This is a genomic window from Ruminococcus sp. (assembly GCF_024684275.1).
On the sequence record NZ_JAIKXF010000070.1, the window covers coordinates 1 to 18,401 of the forward strand.

Annotated in this window: 13 protein-coding genes and 1 pseudogene; 4 read left to right on the forward strand and 10 right to left on the reverse strand. The window is 47.8% G+C overall.

Annotated elements, in window-relative coordinates:
• Nucleotides 1–408 precede the first annotated feature (408 nt).
• The gene (locus tag K5677_RS07750) at nucleotides 409–1,152 is read left to right on the forward strand and encodes a glycosyltransferase (protein WP_296726495.1); all 744 of its coding nucleotides are present in this window, start codon (nucleotides 409–411) and stop codon (nucleotides 1,150–1,152) included.
• A 6-nt stretch (nucleotides 1,153–1,158) separates the two neighbouring features.
• Here K5677_RS07750 and K5677_RS07755 read toward each other — a convergent pair whose 3' ends face one another.
• The 7 genes from K5677_RS07755 to K5677_RS07785 all read right to left on the reverse strand — a co-directional run bounded on the left by K5677_RS07755 (nucleotide 1,159) and on the right by K5677_RS07785 (nucleotide 9,739).
• Nucleotides 1,159–2,811 (reverse strand): peptide ABC transporter substrate-binding protein, encoded by a 1,653-nt coding sequence (locus K5677_RS07755; protein ID WP_296726497.1) that lies wholly within the window; start codon nucleotides 2,809–2,811, stop codon nucleotides 1,159–1,161.
• 198 nt (nucleotides 2,812–3,009) lie between these two features.
• Nucleotides 3,010–4,068, reverse strand: a complete 1,059-nt coding sequence (locus K5677_RS07760; RefSeq protein ID WP_296726500.1) for a M15 family metallopeptidase — start codon at nucleotides 4,066–4,068, stop codon at nucleotides 3,010–3,012.
• A 234-nt stretch (nucleotides 4,069–4,302) separates the two neighbouring features.
• Nucleotides 4,303–5,091, reverse strand: a complete 789-nt coding sequence (locus tag K5677_RS07765) for an AraC family transcriptional regulator (protein WP_296726503.1) — start codon at nucleotides 5,089–5,091, stop codon at nucleotides 4,303–4,305.
• A 72-nt stretch (nucleotides 5,092–5,163) separates the two neighbouring features.
• On the reverse strand, nucleotides 5,164–6,531 hold the full coding sequence (scfB, locus tag K5677_RS07770) for a thioether cross-link-forming SCIFF peptide maturase (protein ID WP_296726505.1): 1,368 nt from the start codon (nucleotides 6,529–6,531) through the stop codon (nucleotides 5,164–5,166).
• A 70-nt stretch (nucleotides 6,532–6,601) separates the two neighbouring features.
• Complete coding sequence (gene scfA / locus K5677_RS07775) at nucleotides 6,602–6,739, reverse strand: six-cysteine ranthipeptide SCIFF (protein WP_009985845.1); 138 nt, start codon at nucleotides 6,737–6,739, stop codon at nucleotides 6,602–6,604.
• Nucleotides 6,740–6,854: 115 nt separating this feature from the next.
• Nucleotides 6,855–7,799 carry a dockerin type I domain-containing protein gene (locus K5677_RS07780; RefSeq protein WP_296726507.1) on the reverse strand — a complete coding sequence of 315 codons (945 nt, stop codon included), beginning with the start codon at nucleotides 7,797–7,799 and terminating at the stop codon, nucleotides 6,855–6,857.
• Nucleotides 7,800–7,813: 14 nt separating this feature from the next.
• Complete coding sequence (locus tag K5677_RS07785; protein WP_296726509.1) at nucleotides 7,814–9,739, reverse strand: ABC-F family ATP-binding cassette domain-containing protein; 1,926 nt, start codon at nucleotides 9,737–9,739, stop codon at nucleotides 7,814–7,816.
• A gap of 924 nt (nucleotides 9,740–10,663) precedes the next feature.
• Between K5677_RS07785 and K5677_RS07790 the strand changes: the two genes are divergently transcribed.
• Genes K5677_RS07790 through K5677_RS07800 form a run of 3 tightly spaced genes read left to right on the forward strand, consistent with a single transcriptional unit; the run spans nucleotide 10,664 to nucleotide 14,382 of the window.
• Nucleotides 10,664–12,901 (forward strand): substrate-binding domain-containing protein, encoded by a 2,238-nt coding sequence (locus tag K5677_RS07790; RefSeq protein WP_296726510.1) that lies wholly within the window; start codon nucleotides 10,664–10,666, stop codon nucleotides 12,899–12,901.
• Nucleotides 12,891–13,250: a TerY-C metal binding domain-containing protein gene (locus K5677_RS07795; RefSeq protein WP_296726512.1), complete on the forward strand. Its 360-nt coding sequence runs from the start codon at nucleotides 12,891–12,893 to the stop codon at nucleotides 13,248–13,250. Before K5677_RS07790 ends, K5677_RS07795 begins: the two co-directional genes overlap by 11 nt.
• Nucleotides 13,251–13,275: 25 nt before the next feature.
• A complete protein-coding gene (locus K5677_RS07800) occupies nucleotides 13,276–14,382 on the forward strand; it encodes a cation diffusion facilitator family transporter (protein ID WP_296726514.1) in 1,107 nt (368 codons plus the stop codon).
• Nucleotides 14,383–14,550: 168 nt separating this feature from the next.
• On the opposite strand, the gene K5677_RS07805 is transcribed toward K5677_RS07800, so the two are convergent.
• The 3 genes and pseudogenes from K5677_RS07805 to K5677_RS07815 form a co-directional block, all read right to left on the reverse strand.
• Complete coding sequence (locus K5677_RS07805) at nucleotides 14,551–16,941, reverse strand: endonuclease MutS2 (protein ID WP_296726516.1); 2,391 nt, start codon at nucleotides 16,939–16,941, stop codon at nucleotides 14,551–14,553.
• Nucleotides 16,942–16,951: 10 nt separating this feature from the next.
• On the reverse strand, nucleotides 16,952–18,061 hold the full coding sequence (locus K5677_RS07810) for an Mbeg1-like protein (RefSeq protein WP_296726519.1): 1,110 nt from the start codon (nucleotides 18,059–18,061) through the stop codon (nucleotides 16,952–16,954).
• A 114-nt stretch (nucleotides 18,062–18,175) separates the two neighbouring features.
• A pseudogene (locus tag K5677_RS07815) lies at nucleotides 18,176–18,401 on the reverse strand (hypothetical protein); the annotation flags it as partial.

Sequence of the window (18,401 nt, forward strand, 5' to 3'; positions counted from 1 at the left end):
CTGCTTGCACTCTGTACAAGCTAAAGTAACCTTTACTCTCATATCGGCACCTCCTGAATTAGTACTTCCTTTGTTACCAAAGGTAGGTTGTTTGCCTCCCTCGCACGGGGACAAAAAAATAAACCCCCAACGAGGTACTAAAATTATAACATATATAAATGCAAATGTCAAGCCTTTTTTCAAGTTTTCAGCAAATAGTGCATAGTGATCAGTGCAGGGACGCACATTGTGCGCCTGATAATTCATAATGCATAAAATCCGTCTGACCGTAAGCCGATGAAGGGCGGAATTTCGCCGCCTGCAAGACTGATCGCGCGTTACGGATCACTTATTGAGAACTCCCCGATGTTGACACACATCGCCCTGCATATTATAATATGTATAACAAATACGCAAGGAGCTGATAATATGTCAGGTAATATCAAGGTCTCGGTAATAGTACCCGCCCACAACGAGGAGAAATACGTAGTTCGCTGCATTAATTCGATAAAGTCAGCGGCGGCGCAGGTAAAATGCGGAGTCGAAACAATAATCGTCTGCAACAGGTGTACAGACCGCACTGCCGAACTCGCCATTGCTCACGGTGCCCGTGTAGTTACCGATGAGAGCCGCTGCATAGCCTCAGTCCGCAACACAGGCATTAAGGCTGCCCGCGGAAAGGTCATAATGACTATCGACTGTGATAACCGCATGACCGAGGGAACTATCCGTGAGGTACTCGGTATGCTGAACAGCGGTAAGTATATCGGCGGCGGAGCGCCTCTGCGCTTCGAGCGTTACTCCTTCCCCTTGTGGCTCAATGATATGATGTGCAGGGCAGGATTTTCGCTCACAGGACTTTACTGCGGCATTTTCTGGGCAGAGAAGTCCACATTTGACGCTATTGGCGGCTTTGCCGACAAAAAAGCAGGCGAGGACATAGCTACCGCAAAGAATATGCGCGCTTACGGCAGAAAACTGGGTAAGCGCTACGGCTGTCTCCGCAGAAATCATCTTATCAACTCTACACGAAAGCACGATGATATGGGCGACTGGCTGTATTTCAGGCTTATCTTCAAAAATGCAGGGGCTATGATAAAGGCAGCTCTCGGCGACCGCGCCGACTATGATAAGCTCATGGACGAGCTTTTTTACGATTACAATGGCAAATAACGCATATCAGCTGAAATTCTTTGCGATACGATAGTCAACAGCTCCCGTAAAGGGATCGTAGAGAATATCCTCGTTCTCCTTGTTGGCAACGATATACGAATTCTTGTAAAACAGCGGTATAAAGCCATACTGCTCAAGGAGAGCCCTTTCTGCGGCGGCATAGCTGTTGACAAGCTCAGTTACCGACGGGCACTGCATAACGCTCTCGGTGCTCTTTAAGTCTCCTGCCGCACTTTTCAGACATTCATTCTCGTCAAACTCGCCGAACACGGCAAGTCCGCTGTTGAAATCAGCTTTCAGCGGATAAAGAGCTATACTGTAATCACCGCCGGCTATCCTCTCGCTGAACTCCTTTGAGGTGAGGTCCTCGATACCGATGTATATCCCGAGGCTTTCCTGACAGTCCTGCGAGAGCATATGCAGATACCTTGAATCCACGGTACTGGAGTCAACTATTATCTTTACGCTTTCCACGGAGCTGATCTTCAGCTCCTCCTTTGCTTTTGCAAGGCACTCAACAGCCCTTTCCTTGTCGAACATATCGAACTGCTTATCGGAAGCAAGATCACGGTAGCTTCTGCCGAGAATTTCTACAGCAGGGGGTATGATACCATAGGCTATCTGAAGATCGCTGTCAAGCTGACCTCTCAGCGCTTCTCTGTTCGCAGAAAATGCAACAGCCTTGCAGAGCTCCTTATTGGAATAGAGCTTGTCCTTCGGATTGAAGATAAGTCCCAGGGTAGTTGCCTTTTGACCGGTAATGCTGTACTTCTTGGGGTTGTAGCCCCCCACCTTCATTGCGGTGAAGCACTCGGTCTCCTCATCCTTGAAGCACTGACGCACCTCAGCTTCACTGTCCTGTATCGAGAAGCTCACAAAGCTGGGCAGCACCTCGTAATCATCACGCTCATTGGCTGTATTCTTGCGCATATAGAGGATATTATTGCTTCCGTAGGGGTCGTAGAACCACTGACGGACGTAAAAAGGTCCGTTGGACATTACAGACCTGTCGTCAAGACCGTATCTGCCCTTAGTGGAGATGAAAAACTGCTCATTGCAGGGAAAAGCCGCAGGAGTTGTAAGAAGCCCCAGAAACTCCGCACAGGGATATTCCAGAGTTATTTGCAGAGTATAGTCGTCAAGAGCTTCAGCGCCTACTGCCTCGGTGGAATAGCTGCCCTCGGAAACACGCTGGCTGTTCTTTATGCAGGCAAAATCACGGGCATAGGGCGAATGCATTTTAGGATCAAGGAGCCTTCTGAACGCAAACACATAATCATCGGCAGTTACAGGAAAATACTCGTCGTCACCGATAGCATCGTCCTCATTTGTGTCAAAAAACCAGTAGTTATCCTCTCTCAGATCGAATGTATAGACACAGCCATCCTCGGACACGGTGTAGTCCTTGGCGTTGCAGCAGACGATACTGCCGTCTGCGTCCTTCATCACGAGACCGCTGTACAGATTCTTTATGACTGTAGCAGAGGAAGGATCGCCTGCAAACTGGGGATCGAGGCTCTGCGGATTGCCTGCAAGCGCCGCTCCGTACATATGGCCTGCGCCGCTGCCGCGTTTATCGTCATCGCTGCCGCAGGCTGTAATTCCGCCTGCGATCATAGCTGCACAGGCAGTAATTGCTATTATCTTTCTTTTTTTCACATTTATCTCCTTCTGTTGTAAATCAAAATTTAATGATGTAGGGGCGCACAATGTGCGCCCGCAAACATACACATCAATTTTGACACGGGCGAACAATGTTCGCCCCTACAATATCAATTTTTCGGGACGCCAAAGGCGCTAAATTCTGATTTGCCTGACAACCAAAATAGTCCCCCATAGAGGGGGACATTTTTTGCTTTAATTCATGCTGACTGTTACGATAAATCCGTCAGTATTGTTTCCTGATACGGTATAGGTCTTGTTCGAGGGAACAGGCACCTCTGTATCTCCTGTCGGATTTGCAGGAGCATAATACATCTGATAAAGCTTCTTGTCGACTGCCACCTCAAGTGGTTCGTCCTTAGTATGCTCCTTCAGCTTGTTGATATACTCCTCAAGGCAAAGGGAATTCTGTTTCATATACATAGCGTGAGGAACCCCCACATATCTGTATGTATAGTCTCTTGCACGTTCGTGAGTATAGTTTTCCTTGCCCTCGGGGAAACGGACTACAAATCCGTATTCTGCGGCGTGTTCGTCGATATAGCTGTAAACGCCTGTAGGCGAATAATATCCTGAGCTCGAACCGTCAGATGGTGCGATTATAATATCGAGAGATCTTCCCGTATGATAATCGGAATGTCCGCCCTGGAACTGTGAATTGCCGCTGTAGTACTTATCGTTCTGCTCCTCAGCGGTGCGATAGCCGCCGATGACATAGATATCGGAGTTCTTGCTCTCGCTGTAAAAAGCATTCATAAGAGCTGTAAACTGCTCAAGAGTTTCTTTATCAAGGGATATTACCCTGTCGCTTACGTGGAAGGCTTTACCCTCAATAACATCGTAAAGAACAGTTAAGTCGATATCTCCCTCAACGAACTTGTATTCATAGTCAGAGTTTACAAGAAGAAGATTTCCTGTATTAATATCGGCTGCCTTGTGTATCTCGGTGGTATACTGGGATTCCGACGGCTTCTGACCGTCTGCTGTACCGGAAAGTATAGCGTTTGTCTCATTGCTTGACTCAAGCTTGTCTATAATTGAAGATTGCTGTGTATTATCCGCTGTTGTTGTCGTCGCCTTTGGATCGGAGTTTTTGTTCTTTCCCTTGCCCGAGCAGCTCTTAACGCATGACGAAAGTATAACGATAAGTACTATCAGAACAAGGATAACCGCAACAAGTCTGTCATATCTTACTTTATATCTCTTTGACACCTTGTCTCTTTTGCGGTTTCTTCGCTTATCTCCGTTAGTCATAAAACGAAATCGCTCCTTAAAGAATATTCGGTTTTCTCGGCAGTGCCGAAGCTCTGCCTGTCCTATATCATTTGCACAAAGCAGTGCGAAAAATGTCGTAATCAGCTTCTATTGAGTATTATATCACAATTTTTTGTACTTGTAAAGTGTTTTTTTTATTTTTTGCACTAATAATTTATAGAAAATTGCAACATAGTGCACGAAGCAGCCTGAATTGTCCACAAAAAGTTGTGGTCAATCCGAATTTTTCACTCTCCTTCTGTACTCCGATGGAGTACAGCCCTTATGCTGCTTGAACTGGCGCATGAAATAGGACTCGCTGTCGTATCCGCAGGTCTCGGATATGGCAGTTACCGACAGGTCGGTATTTTTCAGCAGCTCCGACGCATGGATAAGACGGCTCTCTATGATGTCCTGTCTGAACGTTACGCCGAATGCCTCGAAATACAGACGGTGGAAGTATGTCCTGCTTATCTGCATATCCTCGCACATTTCCTCCACCGACCAGCTTGCAGTTGGATCGTCGTACACAGCCTGACGGAGCTTTTTCAGCTCGGCATACCGCGGTATATTCTCCTTTGGATCAATATCGGCGCTGTCTGTGATATCGCTCATGGTGATGAATATGATACGCATGGAGAGCTCCATGAACTCGCTGAAATGCTTTCCGCGGTGCATGGACTGCGTCCTCATCGAGCGCAGAGTGCTGACGATAACGAAATCGTCCTTGAGCTCCACAGGGATATCCTGAGTGATGTTCATAGAACTGATATACTGCCTGTCGGCGGCAGAGATCTTGAAGCTTACAAGGTCATAGCGGAGCGGCTTGCCGTTTACAGGACGGAAGCTCTGCTTGTAGCCGCTGGTAAGCAGGGCAACAGAGGACTTTGCAGTCTGCTTCTGCACTCCTCCGTCCATGTAGGCAACGGGGCTCCTGAAAAACAGCAGAACGGGATCGGCGCCCATTTCGCCGCTCAGCGCGGTATCGCGCCTGCAATTAAGCAATATGCGGTTTATCTTCAAGTGCCTCACCCCTCTGTTTCCTTATCAGCACAAATCAAAGGGAACATCGCTGACGATATTCCCTTTACTCTGTCATTCTGCGCTTTCTGCCATACGTACGGCCTTCATCATGATAGCACATTCAAGGCGCTTCTTTTCCAGCTGACATGATATTTTATGAGCAGTCCTGATGTCGCCCATATACTGGTAATTATTGGCATTGCAGCCGCCGCTGCAATAGAACTTTGCCCAGCACTCGCGGCAGTCAGGCTTTGAGTAAACATGAGCCTTTGCAAAGTCCGCTTTCATCTCCTGATCGAAGGTACCCTCGTCTATGTTGCCCATTTTGTACTCGTCGATACCCACGAACTGATGACATGGGAAAATATCACCGTCGGGAGTAATGGCAACATAGTCATTTCCGCAGCCGCAGCCTCTCAGGCGCTTGATAGCGCAGGGCCCCTGATCAAGGTCAAGCATGAAGTGGAAGAAGTTGAACTTCTTTCCCTGCTTTTCGTTGTCAAGAAGCCTCTGAGCAAGCTTTTCGTACTCTGCGAAAACTGTGGGGAGGTCTTTTTCCGTAAGAGCGTAAACGTCGTCATCGCCCACAACAGGCTCAACTGATATCTGGTCGAAGCCTGCCTCATTAAGGGCAAAGACATCGTTTGAAAAATCAAGGTTCTTGTTGGTGAAAGTGCCTCTTACATAATATTCCTTATCGCCTCTGCCTGCTACAAGCTTCTGATACTTGGGAAGTATCATATCATAGCAGCCCTGTCCGTTGGGCAGAACGCGGAAGTAGTCGTTTACCTCCTTGCGTCCGTCGATAGAGAGAACGACGTTGGACATCTCGCGGTTGATAAAGTCTATCTTCTCGTCGTCAAGAAGCAGTCCGTTTGTGGTGATAGTAAAGCGGAACTTCTTGTTATACTCCTTTTCGCGGCTTCTTGCGTACTCAACCACCTGCTTCACCACATTGAAGTTCATAAGGGGCTCGCCGCCGAAGAAGTCAAGCTCAAGATTCGGTCTGTCGCCCGAGTTTTCCAGCAGGAAGTCTATAGCGTGTTTGCCGGTCTCAAAGGACATGAGCTTTCTGCCCTTGCCGAAGTCGCCTGTTGAAGCAAAGCAGTACTTGCAGCGAAGCTGGCAGTCATGGGCGATATTCAGACACATAGCCTTAACCGGAGATGCTACGGAGTACTGAGCGTACTTTTCATAATCGTCCTCAGAAAAGAGTATCTTATCGTTGTAAAGCTCAACTATCTCATCATAGCATTCGCGGATATCATCGGGAGCGTAGGACTTTGAGAGCTTATCAACTACGTTCTGCGGACATTCAGCCGCAAAGGGCGGCTGTACGTTGTCGAGCAGGTCGTAGGTGAGCTCGTCCACCAGATGAACGCCTCCGCTGTTGACGTCGAGGACTATGTTAAGTCCGTTAAGCTTATATTTATGTATCATCTTCAATACCTCTATTCAAAAAATATGAGGCAGCATTTGCATACTGCCCCGACTTATCTTAGCCTTTAGCTTATCTCTCGCACTTCTGGTTTGCAACTGTGCAAGAAGTCTTGCAAGCAGACTGACATGAAGCCTGACACTTGCCGCAGCCGCCCTTCTTAGCGGATTCTTTAAGATTAGCCTTATTGATAGTCTTGATGTGTTTCATTTTTGTGACCTCCATAGGTTTTAACGGTATTCACCGCAGAATACTTTATAATATTATACCATACATTGAAGTACAATGCAATAGTAATCTCAAATAATTTATTCTTTTACCGATATTATTCCTCGGGACCGAAGATACTGTCATAGACAAAATTATAGATATTGATATAGGTATCTGATGTGTAATGGAGTCCGTCTGTAGTGCCGTAGCCGTTCCACATAAGATATGTATATGAATCAAGGAAGGTTATCCTGCTGTCCAGTCCGTCGCGGAGAGCGGTGTTGAAGGCTTCTATCCTGCTGTTGAGGTATCCGTAGCCTCCGTCGCATGGATTTACCGCCATTACAATGACCTTGTTATTGTCAAGGAACTCGTCGGGCAAGCCGTTGTAAAGCCTGAGATAAGCGCCGCTGTCAAGGTCGTTTACTCCGAGGTTGATAATTACCGTCTTATCGCGTATCTGGCATATCTGGTCATAGTTGTTCCTAAAGAGACCTATGCCGGCACCGACCTTAGCGATGCTGTCAATAGCGACGCTGCGTGAAAGTCCCACTGTACGTGAATCTCCGACCCAGAACCACTCTTCATACTCGCTGTCGATACGCGGAAGGGTATACTCGAAGCTGTCCGCTTCTACTGCCTGCTGTATCTCAGTAGGCTGAGGCTGTGCTGCCGCAGGTTCTTCAGCCTTTTTCTCTTCCTCTGTGTTTCTCTGCTTGATGCCGTTTTTTTCAAGAAAATCGGTAAATATAGCTCCTTCATCGCTCACTGATACCCAAGCATAATAAGAAAGTATCATAGAAGCGTCAATAGCGTCCAGCTTGCCGTCGCCGTTGAAGTCGCCTGCCGATTCCTCATACGAATAAAGTGGACTTTCCTGTCCGGAAGAAATTGCCGCATATGCATCAAGAACGCTTGAAGCGTCCAATGAGTCCACCGTACCGTCGCCGTTCACGTCGCCGATCGTAAACAGACCTGCTTCTCCGTGAGCGGGCAGAGCCGCTGCATTGACAGCGAGCACCGCAGCCGCGGTAAGGCTCATAAGCGTCTTCTTTTTCATAAATATACTCCTTTTCACTGGTCAAGCTCAATCAGAAGCTCAAAATCCGCATCGATCCTCTGTTTAAGCTCTTCGATCTCGGCACACTTACGATTCATAAGCTCGTAATCGGTGTAGACCTCTTCACTGCCGATCTCCTCGGTAAGTGAGTCTATCTGCGCCTGCAGATCGTCGATTTCCTTTTCAAGGCGTCTCATTTCGTTTTTTCTCGCAGCGTCAGCGCTTCTCTGCTGCTTGCTGCGATAATTCTTAGCTGTTTTTTCCTTAGCTGCTTCCGCAGCCTTCTGCTGTTTTTCGGCTTCGAGAGCACGCCTCTCAGCCGCCTGCTCCTCACGGAGCACATCGAGATACTTATTGAAGCCATAGTTATGAAGTCGATAGCTTCCGTCGGTAAGCTCGATAAGTCTGTCAGCGATCTTGCTTAAAAGGTAGCGGTCGTGGCTGACAAATATGACCGTACCCGTATATTCAGCCAGCGCCTCCTCGATAGCCTCTTTAGAGCTGAGGTCGAGGTGGTTGGTAGGCTCGTCAAGAATAAGTACATTGCCGTGCTCCTGCATCATGATAGCAAAGCAGAGCTTGGCACGTTCGCCGCCGCTGATGACTCCTGTCTCCTTGAACACATTCTCGCCTATAAGGCGCACCTGTGCAAGAAGGCTGCGCACCTCAAGGTCCGACATAAGCGGATAGCGGCTGTGGAGCTCCTCCATTACCGTGAGCTCTTTATTTAAATTAGTGCTTTCCTGCTCAAAGTAGGAAATTTTGATATTGCTGTTCCAGCGCACAATGCCTTTATGCGGGAGCTGCTCCTGTATTATGCGAAGCAGCGTGGATTTTCCTATGCCATTATCGCCGATGATACCGACCTTTTCGCCCCTGCGGACTTCAAAATCCAGAGTATCAACGAGAGTTTTACGTGCCGTGCCCCCTCCTACGGAGATATCCACGCCCTTTACCTTGAGCACGTCTATAGGCGGCTCAACGGCGTATGTGAAGCGTATCTTCGCGTGTTTTGTGTCGTGGACGGGACGTTCCACACGTTCTATCTTTTCAAGCTGTTTTCTTCGGCTCTGAGCCATTTTTGTCGTGGACGCACGGACAAGGTTCTTTGCCACGTATTCCTCCATATGAGCGATCTGCTTCTGCTGGAGCTCATATTCCTTTTCGCGGCGCGCGTCATTTTCCTCACGCTGGCGTACAAAAGCGGTATAGTTGCCTCTGTAGCGTGTGAGAACTCCCCTCTCTATCTCGCAGATAGATGTGCAGAGCCTGTCGAGGAAGTAGCGGTCATGGGAAACTATCAGCACTGCGCCCTTGTAGGAGCGGAGATAGTCCTCAAGCCACATGATCGTCTTGAAATCAAGGTGGTTGGTGGGCTCGTCAAGAATGAGCAGGTTAGGCTCTTCAAGAAGCAGCCTTGCAATACAGAGCCGCGTCTTTTCGCCGCCGCTGAATCCTGACACGGTACGCTCCAGCTCATCGCCCGAGAAGCCCATGCCGTTCAGCACCATGCGTATCTTTACATCGGTGTTGTAGCCGTCATTTGCCTCTACCCATGAGGAGAGCTGCTGGTACTCGTCCGCAGCGGAGCTGTCGCCCATTTCTATTTCAAGCTCTATCTCTCGGAGTCTGTCGATAGCGCGGTGGATAGGCTCAAATACGCTTCTCATCTCTTCAATGACGGTATTCTCGGTATTGAGACCGCCCATCTGCTCAAGATAGCCCACAGTGGTCTTGGCTGCCATAGATATTACGCCGTCCTTTTCAGTGAAGCGGTCAGGCTCTACAGAGCCTGTAAGTATCTTCAGAAGAGTGGACTTTCCGCAGCCGTTATTGCCAACAAGGCCGATCCTGTCGCTCTCATCAATTGAGAGAGAGACATTTTTCAGCACCTGATTTCCGTTATAGAACTTGTTTACATTCGTTAAGCTTGCAAGCATTGTGAATTTCCTTTTTTCAGCTGATATGCACAAGTGATACTTCACATTATTGTGCATACTGCAAATATAAATGCAGCCGAAGCATAGTTAGTCAACAAAATACCCAGCATACACATACCAACATAATACCATTTTTGCGATGAAATGTCAATGGTCACGGTAAATAAAACGCCGCCTTGATTTTATGTGCTTTTATGCAAAATACATCAAAAGCGCCTATTTTTCGGACATTTATCTCTGAAAGCAGAAAAATCTCCCGAGAGAGGGAGATTTTTCCTTTAGATTAAAAGATATAAGGGCACCTCTAAAAGCCTATTTTGCTCAGAAAAAACCGGATAGGTGCGGCAGAGGCAAGGAAAGCTCCCGAAGACGTGCTGACGCACTACGAGGGAGTTTGACGCAGCATATGCCGTGCATAGCTGGTTTTTCTCAAAAGTGGGTTTTTAGAGATGCCCTAAAAGGATTGAGGGTATTAAGCTTGTCCTGTAATCAGCTTCCAAAGCTGAGATTTTCCGAGCGGAGTGCCTAATCTCCGAAGCGGAAAAAATAACCCCTGAAAGACATAACCAGTGATTCGTTTACGCCTTCTTCATATATTATACATTATCTGAGAGTAAATACAATGGAAAATACTATCCTTTTCAAAAGATTATTTGTAATTATCATGACAAATATATAAAATCATCTTGCATTCATCACTGAACTATGATACAATAGTACATATAGAAGCAATGATTTTGCTTCGCCAAAATCATTGCTTAGTTGAGAGTTGAGAATTGAGAGTTAAAAGTTATGATAGAAACTTCAGCAACATTATTATAATATGAGCGAAGCGAACACACTAACTCTCAACTCTCCACTCTCAACTCTGAACTGTATCAAAATTCAGAATATCTGAATTTTGATCATGAAAGGAGAGATAATATGAGCCGCAGGATACTCATAGGCGTTGTCATAGCTGACTGCCACATAGACTTTCAGAGCGAGATACTGCGCGGTATCATCACACAGGCATTCAAAAGCAACTGTGATATTGCTGTAATTGCGCCCCTCCACGACTTTTCCGTCCGCTCTGTCCACAAGGACGCTGAGCGCTCTATCCTTGACCTCATTCTCTCCGACAGTATCGACGGTATAATCTACGACAGGAATACCTTCCACGACGAGGATATCTGCCGACACATCGACAGCCTCTGCAAACGCTCGGAAAAGCCTGTCATGCTCCTTGACTACAACGACCACAAGAGCTTTGAGACTACTTCTGTTGACGACCGCGAAGCCTTTGAGACTATTACCGACCACCTGATAAGCGTTCACGGCTATAAGAGGATATACTGTCTCACAGGTCCGAGAAATACCTTCAGCGGTGAGGAGCGCCTTGCAGGCTATAAAAGCTCCATGAAGAAGCACAGTATTAATATAGGTAAGGACTGGACGGAGTACGGCGACTTCTGGACAGAGGCTCCCAAAAGGCTCGCAAAACGCATACTCAGCGGCGAGCTTGAACGTCCCGAGGCTATCGTCTGCGGCAACGACGTTATGGCGATAACTCTCACAAAGATATTCACCGACGGAGGTATCAGAGTCCCCGAGGATATTGCTGTTACAGGCTATGACGCTTCTATTGAGGGATACCAGTCATCGCCCTCGATCACAAGCTACAGCCGTCCTAATTTTCAGCTGGGTGCAGAGTCGCTGAGACGTCTTTACCGCATAATCACCGGAAAGATATGCAGCAAAGTACCCAACGAAAACGGAGAGCTCCGCCTCGGCGAGAGCTGCGGCTGTACGGAAAATCCGGGGCTTCGCCACAGCATACAGCGTAATATCAGCATAAACAGCCGCTTTGAGACTCAGCTTCTCTACGGCGATATGCTCTTTGATATAACAAATGCGGATAATATCCACACTTTTGCCGACAGGCTGGATAATTACACCTACTTCCTGCATAAAATGAGAAGGGTGAGGATATGTCTCACTAAGAGCTATGTGGACGCTACTGTGGACAAAAACGCCGAGGAGCTCAGCTTCCGGACAGGCGAACAGATGAAAGTGATACTTGCCAAGTCGGCTATCTGGCGCGAATCCGAGCCTCACGGCTTCTTCAGCTCGTCGGATATACTCCCCGATTACAGTGAGGAGCGCAGCTATCCGTCTGCATTCTTCATATCGCCACTGCACTACAATAATAATTTCTTCGGCTACTGTGCAGTTTCTTTCGGCAAAGAGCCCCGTTCATTCAGCTCACTGTACCTGAAATGGATAAACTATGTAAATGTTGCCCTCGAACAGGTCCGTATAAAGGCAATTATGAACAGGACTATCCTCAACACCAGCAAGGCTCTGCTCTATGACCATATTACAGGACTTCTCAACAGAAGCGGCATCGAGCAGGAATTCAGCACAAAGCTGTCAGCTGCGTCGGGAAACCGATTCATTGAGTGCATGACCTTTGAGCTTGGCGGACTAAAAAAAGCCTACTATCAGAGCGGCGAGGAAAAATCCAACAGCATTATGGCTGCATTTGCAAAAAAGCTCCGCTCCTGCATACACGGACGTGAGATATGCGGCGCATGGGCTTCTCAGACTCTCTGCGTCATAAGCCCCGAAAGCAGCAGAGCCGCTGCCATATATGAACAGCTCTGCGGAAAGATAAGGGAAACTCAGTTCAGCAGCGAGGAAAACTGCAACATTGATTTCACTGTGGGAGTTTGCAGCCTTGAGCTGGACGATTCCTCAGACCTTTCCGAAGTCATGTACAAGGCTACGGTGAACCGTGTGTACACCTACACCATATCCGAACCCACGTCAAATCCGCAGTTCGAGAAGCTCTGCCTGCTACGCAACAGGATAATGAAAAATCCCGAGCTGCCGTGGAAAATAAGCGAAATAGCGGAAAGCCTCTACCTCAGCAAGAGCTACCTGCAAAAGATATACAAATCCTACTTTGGAAAAAGCATTATCGAGGAAATGATACAGTTCCGCATAGACAATGCAAAAACCCTGCTTTCTCAGACGGATATGACCGTTACAGAAATATCACGTGAGTGCGGCTATTCATCGTATAACTACTTCGTGCGCCAGTTCAGAATGTGCGAGGGCTGCTCGCCGTCAGAATACCGCGACGAACAAAAAAGGAAGGCTGTTGAACATGAAAACTGATACTAAAGCTGAAGTGATCCTCATGAAATGCCCCGAAACTCAGAAAATCTACGGAGTCAGAGTAGAGGAATGGCAGGGAGACTGGTTCAGGACATGGGCTTTTCCCGTTGACGTAAAAAAAGCCTCTCATGAGGGCTTTGACAAAACCAAGATAAGAGGCAATCTCTACCCTGCTGACGAGTACAACGGCTGCCCCTACTGCAAGTCTGTGTGCTTTGTACAGTGTACACGCTGCGGAAAGCTGAGCTGCTGGAACAACGAGGAGCGTATCTCCTGCGCATGGTGCGGTCTCACAGGAGACGTTTCAAGGATCGAGGACGAAGTCGACGTCAAGGGTGGAGACTATTGATCAACATTCAAGGAGGCTATTTAAAATGAACAGAGATAAGATCATTGTCAGAACAAGTATTATCGGTATTCTGGCAAACGTGTTCCTTGCATCATTCAAGGCTGCAGTAGGCATACTCAGCTCGTCTATCGCTATCATACTTGACGCTGTAAACAACCTCAGCGACGTAATGTCGTCTGTGATAACAATTATCGGCACAAAGCTGGCGCATAAGCGTCCCGACAAAAAGCACCCCTACGGCTACGGCAGGATAGAGAATCTCAGCACATCGCTGATAGCGGTCATCGTCCTCTACGCAGGCGTTACCTCTCTTGTTGAGTCCATAAAAAAGATAATCCACCCACCCGTGCCCGATTATTCCGCAGCTGCTATAGTTATCGTAGCTTCGGCAGTAGTTGTAAAGATACTTCTCGGACTATACGTCCGCAAAAAGGGCGAGAGCGTAAGCTCAGACTCGCTTATCGCCTCAGGCAAGGACGCTCTGCTGGACTCGGTGATCTCTGCGGCAACTCTCCTTGCGGCAATAATATACCTCATTTTCAATATCCGTACAGAAGCATGGCTCGGTGCGATCATCTCACTTGTCATCATCAAATCAGGTCTTGAGATACTCGGCGACAGCCTTTCCAATATAATCGGCAAGCGCATCAGCAGTGAGCTGTCTAAGGAGATCAAAAAGACAGTATCATCTTTCCCGGAGGTTCAGGGCTCTTACGATCTGATACTCCACAGCTATGGTCCTGATCTGCTTATCGGCTCGGTGCATATTGAAGTGCCCGACACACTGACTGTTGCAGAGCTCGACAAGCTGGAGCACCGTATAACAGAAAAGGTGCTTGCTGAGCACAAGACCATACTTACAGGTATAAGCATATATGCGGTAAACACTCAGAACGACAAGGCTGCTCAGGTATACAGCGATATTCGCAGAAACGTCATGTCACATGAGTATGTATTGCAGATACACGGCTTCTATCTTGATGAAAAGAGTATGACTATACACTTTGATATAATCATAGACTTTGCCGCTCCTGACATCAATGAACTCTATGAGCATATCCTCAGCGAAACTCAACAGGCTTATCCCGATTATAACGTAAGCATTACACTTGATACCGATGTAAGCGACTAAAAAAGCCGCCGTCACGGCGTAAAGTTGAGAGTTTAGAGTTAAGAGTTGAAAGTTGTGGTGTCGCCTTTGGCGACTTATTTGAATAAAATGAGCAAAGCGAATACATTAACTCTCAACTCTCAATTCTCAACTCTCAACTAAAAAAAGTCCAGCAAAGCTGGACTTTTTTTATTTCACTTCTGCAATTGTAACGCCGTCCTCACCCTCGCCGAAAAGTCCCAGTCTGTAGGACTTTATGGACGGGTGGTGCTTCAGGCGATTCTGTACAGCCTGTCTCAGAAGTCCCGTACCCTTTCCGTGGATTATTGTTACGGTAGAGATGTTTGACATAACAGCCTGATCTATAAATGCATCAAGCTGTACAAGTCCGTCGTCACAGGTACAGCCGCGTATATCAAGCTCCATTTTGCCCCTGCGCTCAGCCTTTACGCCTATCTTGTTCATCTTGCGTGCAGGGCGTATGGACTTGTTGCCCACAGTGACCTTTTCGGGCTCCTCAAGGCGCAGACGTGAGATATTCATCTTAGTCTTCATAACGCCCATCTGAACGAACACAAAGTCGCTTCCGTCGGGCTCTCCCGAGACTATACCCTTGCGCTGTAAATCAACAACGTAAACTGTATCACCGCGGCGAAGCTTTCTTGGCAGCACATAGCCCTCATTGGGATCACGCTTCTCCACAGGATTTGCCGTGTCATACATCTTGTTGAAGCTCTGCTTGGTCTTGGATTTCATGCCCGAAACATTGGCGCTGAAATCCTTTTTATCCTTTTCCTTGCGAAGTCTGTCAAGCTCGTCAAGAAGCTCGTTGGACTCTGCCTTTGTCTGCTCGATAATGGTCATAGCGCGGAGTCTCGCCTTTTCCAGCTCATCAGCCTTTGCTGCTTCAAGAGTTTCGCGCTCCTTGCGGATAGCCTCCTCATGCTGAGCAGTCTCGGCTCTGAGGAGGGATATTTCCTCTTTTTGTTTTTCCAGCTCCATACGGCTTGCTTCAAGCTTGCCGATCACTTCCTCAAGACGGGTATTTGCCTCGCTTACTCTGGCTTTTGCATCGGCGATAATATCAGACGGCATACCGAGACTCTCGGATATTGCAAAAGCGTTCGACTTACCGGGCGAACCCACAATGAGCTTATAGGTCGGTCTCAAAGTCTCAATATCAAACTCACATGAGGCGTTTTCAACGCCCTCGCTGTCGATAGCGAATACCTTCAGCTCCTGATAATGAGTTGTTACCATTATCTTGGCTCCGCTCTCCATAAGCCGGCGTATTATTGATATTGCCAGTGCAGCGCCCTCTACGGGGTCTGTTCCCGAGCCCAGCTCGTCAAGAAGCACAAGTGACTGCTCATCGGCAGTTTTCAGTATCTCAATGACCTTATTGGTGTGGGACGAGAAGGTGGAAAGATTCTGCTCAATGCTCTGACTGTCGCCTATATCCGCAAGTATATGGTCGTAAACGGAAATTTTGCTGCCATCGGCAACAGGGATAAGAAGTCCGCACATGGTCATAGCCGCAAGAAGTCCTGCGGTCTTCAGCGATACTGTCTTACCGCCCGTGTTAGGACCTGTGATTATCAGCGCCTGATAGTCCTCGCCCAGACTTATCTCCACGGGAACAGCCTTGTTCCTGTCGATAAGGGGGTGACGGGCCTTTTTAAGGTGCATGGTGCCGTCATCGGTTATCTCTGGCAGTGAGCAGTTCAGCTTTGCCGCTAAATTTGACTTTGCAAAGTAGAGGTTCAGCTCGGTGCAGACCTTGTAATTCTCGGCAAGTATATCCGCATAGTCGCCGCAGTCGCGGCAGAGCTGACGGATAATGCGTTCTATCTCCTCCTGCTCCTTAGCCTCAAGAAGTCTGATGTCATTATTAGCTTCAACTATAGCCATAGGCTCGATGAATATAGTCTGTCCTGTAGCCGATGTATCGTGGATAAGACCGCTGACCTGTCCGCGGTACTCCGATTTTACGGGGAGAACGAAGCGTCCGTCACGGATAGTGACATTTGCCTCCTGCAAGTACTGCTGGGTGGTCTTATTTTTTATCATCTTGTCCAATGTCTCGCGGAGCTGCATACCTGCGCGGTTTATCTTGCGCCGAATCGCTGCCAGCTCAGGGCTTGCAGCATCGGCTATTTCGTTTTCCGAGATTATAGAGCGCTCCAGCTTCTCCAGCAGCCAGTCGTTAGGCTGCAATCTTGAAAAAAGATAGCTCAGCTCAGTCTCCATGTTCTCGCAGTGTGCATACCAGTCCGAAAGAGCCTTTATCTGACGAAGCATAGCCCCAATATCCATGAGGTCTCGGAGAGAAATAACTGCTCCCTGCTTTGCCCTTGCGGCTACGGAGCTTATATCCTTGAAAATGCTGAATGGCGGAGTACCGAACTGCACCGACAGGGAAAGCGCCTGCGAGGTCTTCAGACATTCGTAGCGTACCCTCTCCAGATCGTTATCGGGACGAACTTCCAGAGCCATGCGGCGCGTTTCCTCGTTTGAGGTCAGCTCCGCCAGCATTTCCAGTATTTTGTCCAGTTCTAATGTTTTTAAGTATTTATCCATGTTTTATCCTTTACTTGAAAAATGCGCCTGTTCCGTTCTGAGCTATTTTCTTGAAGGCAGTTTTCATGACTGCCTGCTGCTCGGGGCGAAGTTTTGATATAGCCTTGATTATGGACGGATAGGACTTTAGCTTTGCTATCTCTTTCAGGGTATCCTTATCAGGAGCGCCGAGTATCTCGAACAGAGCATCGGAAAATATCTGTCTCTCAGTATCACTGAGGTCCTCAAGCATACCGGAAATAGCTTTGTTTATAACGTCTCCTGACTTTTTCAGTCTGTCCGCAAGGAGGAAACGGTTGCGCTTCAGCTCCCAGTTATAGGCATAATGCTGTTTGATACCGATAGCAGAGTTTTTAACTATCGTCGGATCAGAGCCGCTGCCCAGCAGCATACCCACTATAGAAGCCTCGGGGATAAAGCTTCTTATTCTCGGCAGCATTTCCTTATATATCTCGGAATTAAGTATCTCGTCGCGGAATCCGGGCCCGTCAAATGAGTATATATTAGTTATGCGGCGGCGTATGCTCTCGTCACAAAAAAGAGAGCTGTATATAGCGGAATTTCCGCCCTTTGAATGTCCGCCCAGTCTTATGGGGCAGTCACTGCCCTCAAAGGCGTGATTAAGGTAGCTGATAGCCCTCTCCTGTCCTGATGTCATCTGCATATAGCTGAGAGTGAAATCCTCCTTCCAGCCGATGACTGAGCCGTCAGTACCGCGGAAAGCCGTAAAGCCGCTGCCGTCCCCAAGCCTGTAGGTCAGGGCTGCAAACTGCATTTCCTCGGCGTGCTGCTTCTCGCTGACATAGCCTCTCAGCATAGAGCCGCGGAAGCGTCTTGACTCCGCAAGCTTTCTGAACAGCAGATTATCCTGCTCAAAGGTAAGTATAGTTGATTTTGGATCGATAAGGTCAGGTCGGTATCTGCGGTAAGCGTCGGGGATAGAGATCTCATCATCGAAGCTGTCTGAGACTGCGCCGTCAAGATTAACGTAGCACAGCTGAGACAAGATCAGTCCGTCTATCTCATTGAATGGATCGGCAGAAAAAGGAACATCGCCCCGCCAGTCAAGATAATCAAGAATATTTGCCAGAATACCGCCCCCTGCATAAAGTTTAGCCAAGTTTTTTCGCTACACATTATTATATCACTTATTTATAAACTTTTCAAGTGGGGCACATACAAACAAAAAAGAAGCGGCGAATATCGCCGCTTCTTGATTATTCAAGTAATTTAATTACTTAGTAGGATTAAGAGTTGAAACCTTCTTGAGGAGGAACTCCTGAATACGGAGAGCATCACCAGCTGTTACGCCGTCGCCATGCTCTGCAACGTCAGCATTAGCAAGACCCTTAGCTGTGATGTGCTTGTCATCAGAGCCGTTGAGACCGTACTTGTTCGGGTTAGCGAGGTTCTGCATGATAAGAACAACGTCAGACATATCTACGTCCTTATCGCAGTTA

Coding starts and splice junctions, on each gene's coding strand:
- K5677_RS07750 (WP_296726495.1), top strand. CDS start 409: ATGTCAGGTAATATCAAGGTCTCGGTAATAGTACCCGCCCACAACGAG.
- K5677_RS07760 (WP_296726500.1), bottom strand. CDS start 4,068: ATGACTAACGGAGATAAGCGAAGAAACCGCAAAAGAGACAAGGTGTCA.
- scfB (WP_296726505.1), bottom strand. CDS start 6,531: ATGATACATAAATATAAGCTTAACGGACTTAACATAGTCCTCGACGTC.
- scfA (WP_009985845.1), bottom strand. CDS start 6,739: ATGAAACACATCAAGACTATCAATAAGGCTAATCTTAAAGAATCCGCT.
- K5677_RS07780 (WP_296726507.1), bottom strand. CDS start 7,799: ATGAAAAAGAAGACGCTTATGAGCCTTACCGCGGCTGCGGTGCTCGCT.
- K5677_RS07785 (WP_296726509.1), bottom strand. CDS start 9,739: ATGCTTGCAAGCTTAACGAATGTAAACAAGTTCTATAACGGAAATCAG.
- K5677_RS07790 (WP_296726510.1), top strand. CDS start 10,664: ATGAGCCGCAGGATACTCATAGGCGTTGTCATAGCTGACTGCCACATA.
- K5677_RS07795 (WP_296726512.1), top strand. CDS start 12,891: ATGAAAACTGATACTAAAGCTGAAGTGATCCTCATGAAATGCCCCGAA.
- K5677_RS07800 (WP_296726514.1), top strand. CDS start 13,276: ATGAACAGAGATAAGATCATTGTCAGAACAAGTATTATCGGTATTCTG.
- K5677_RS07805 (WP_296726516.1), bottom strand. CDS start 16,941: ATGGATAAATACTTAAAAACATTAGAACTGGACAAAATACTGGAAATG.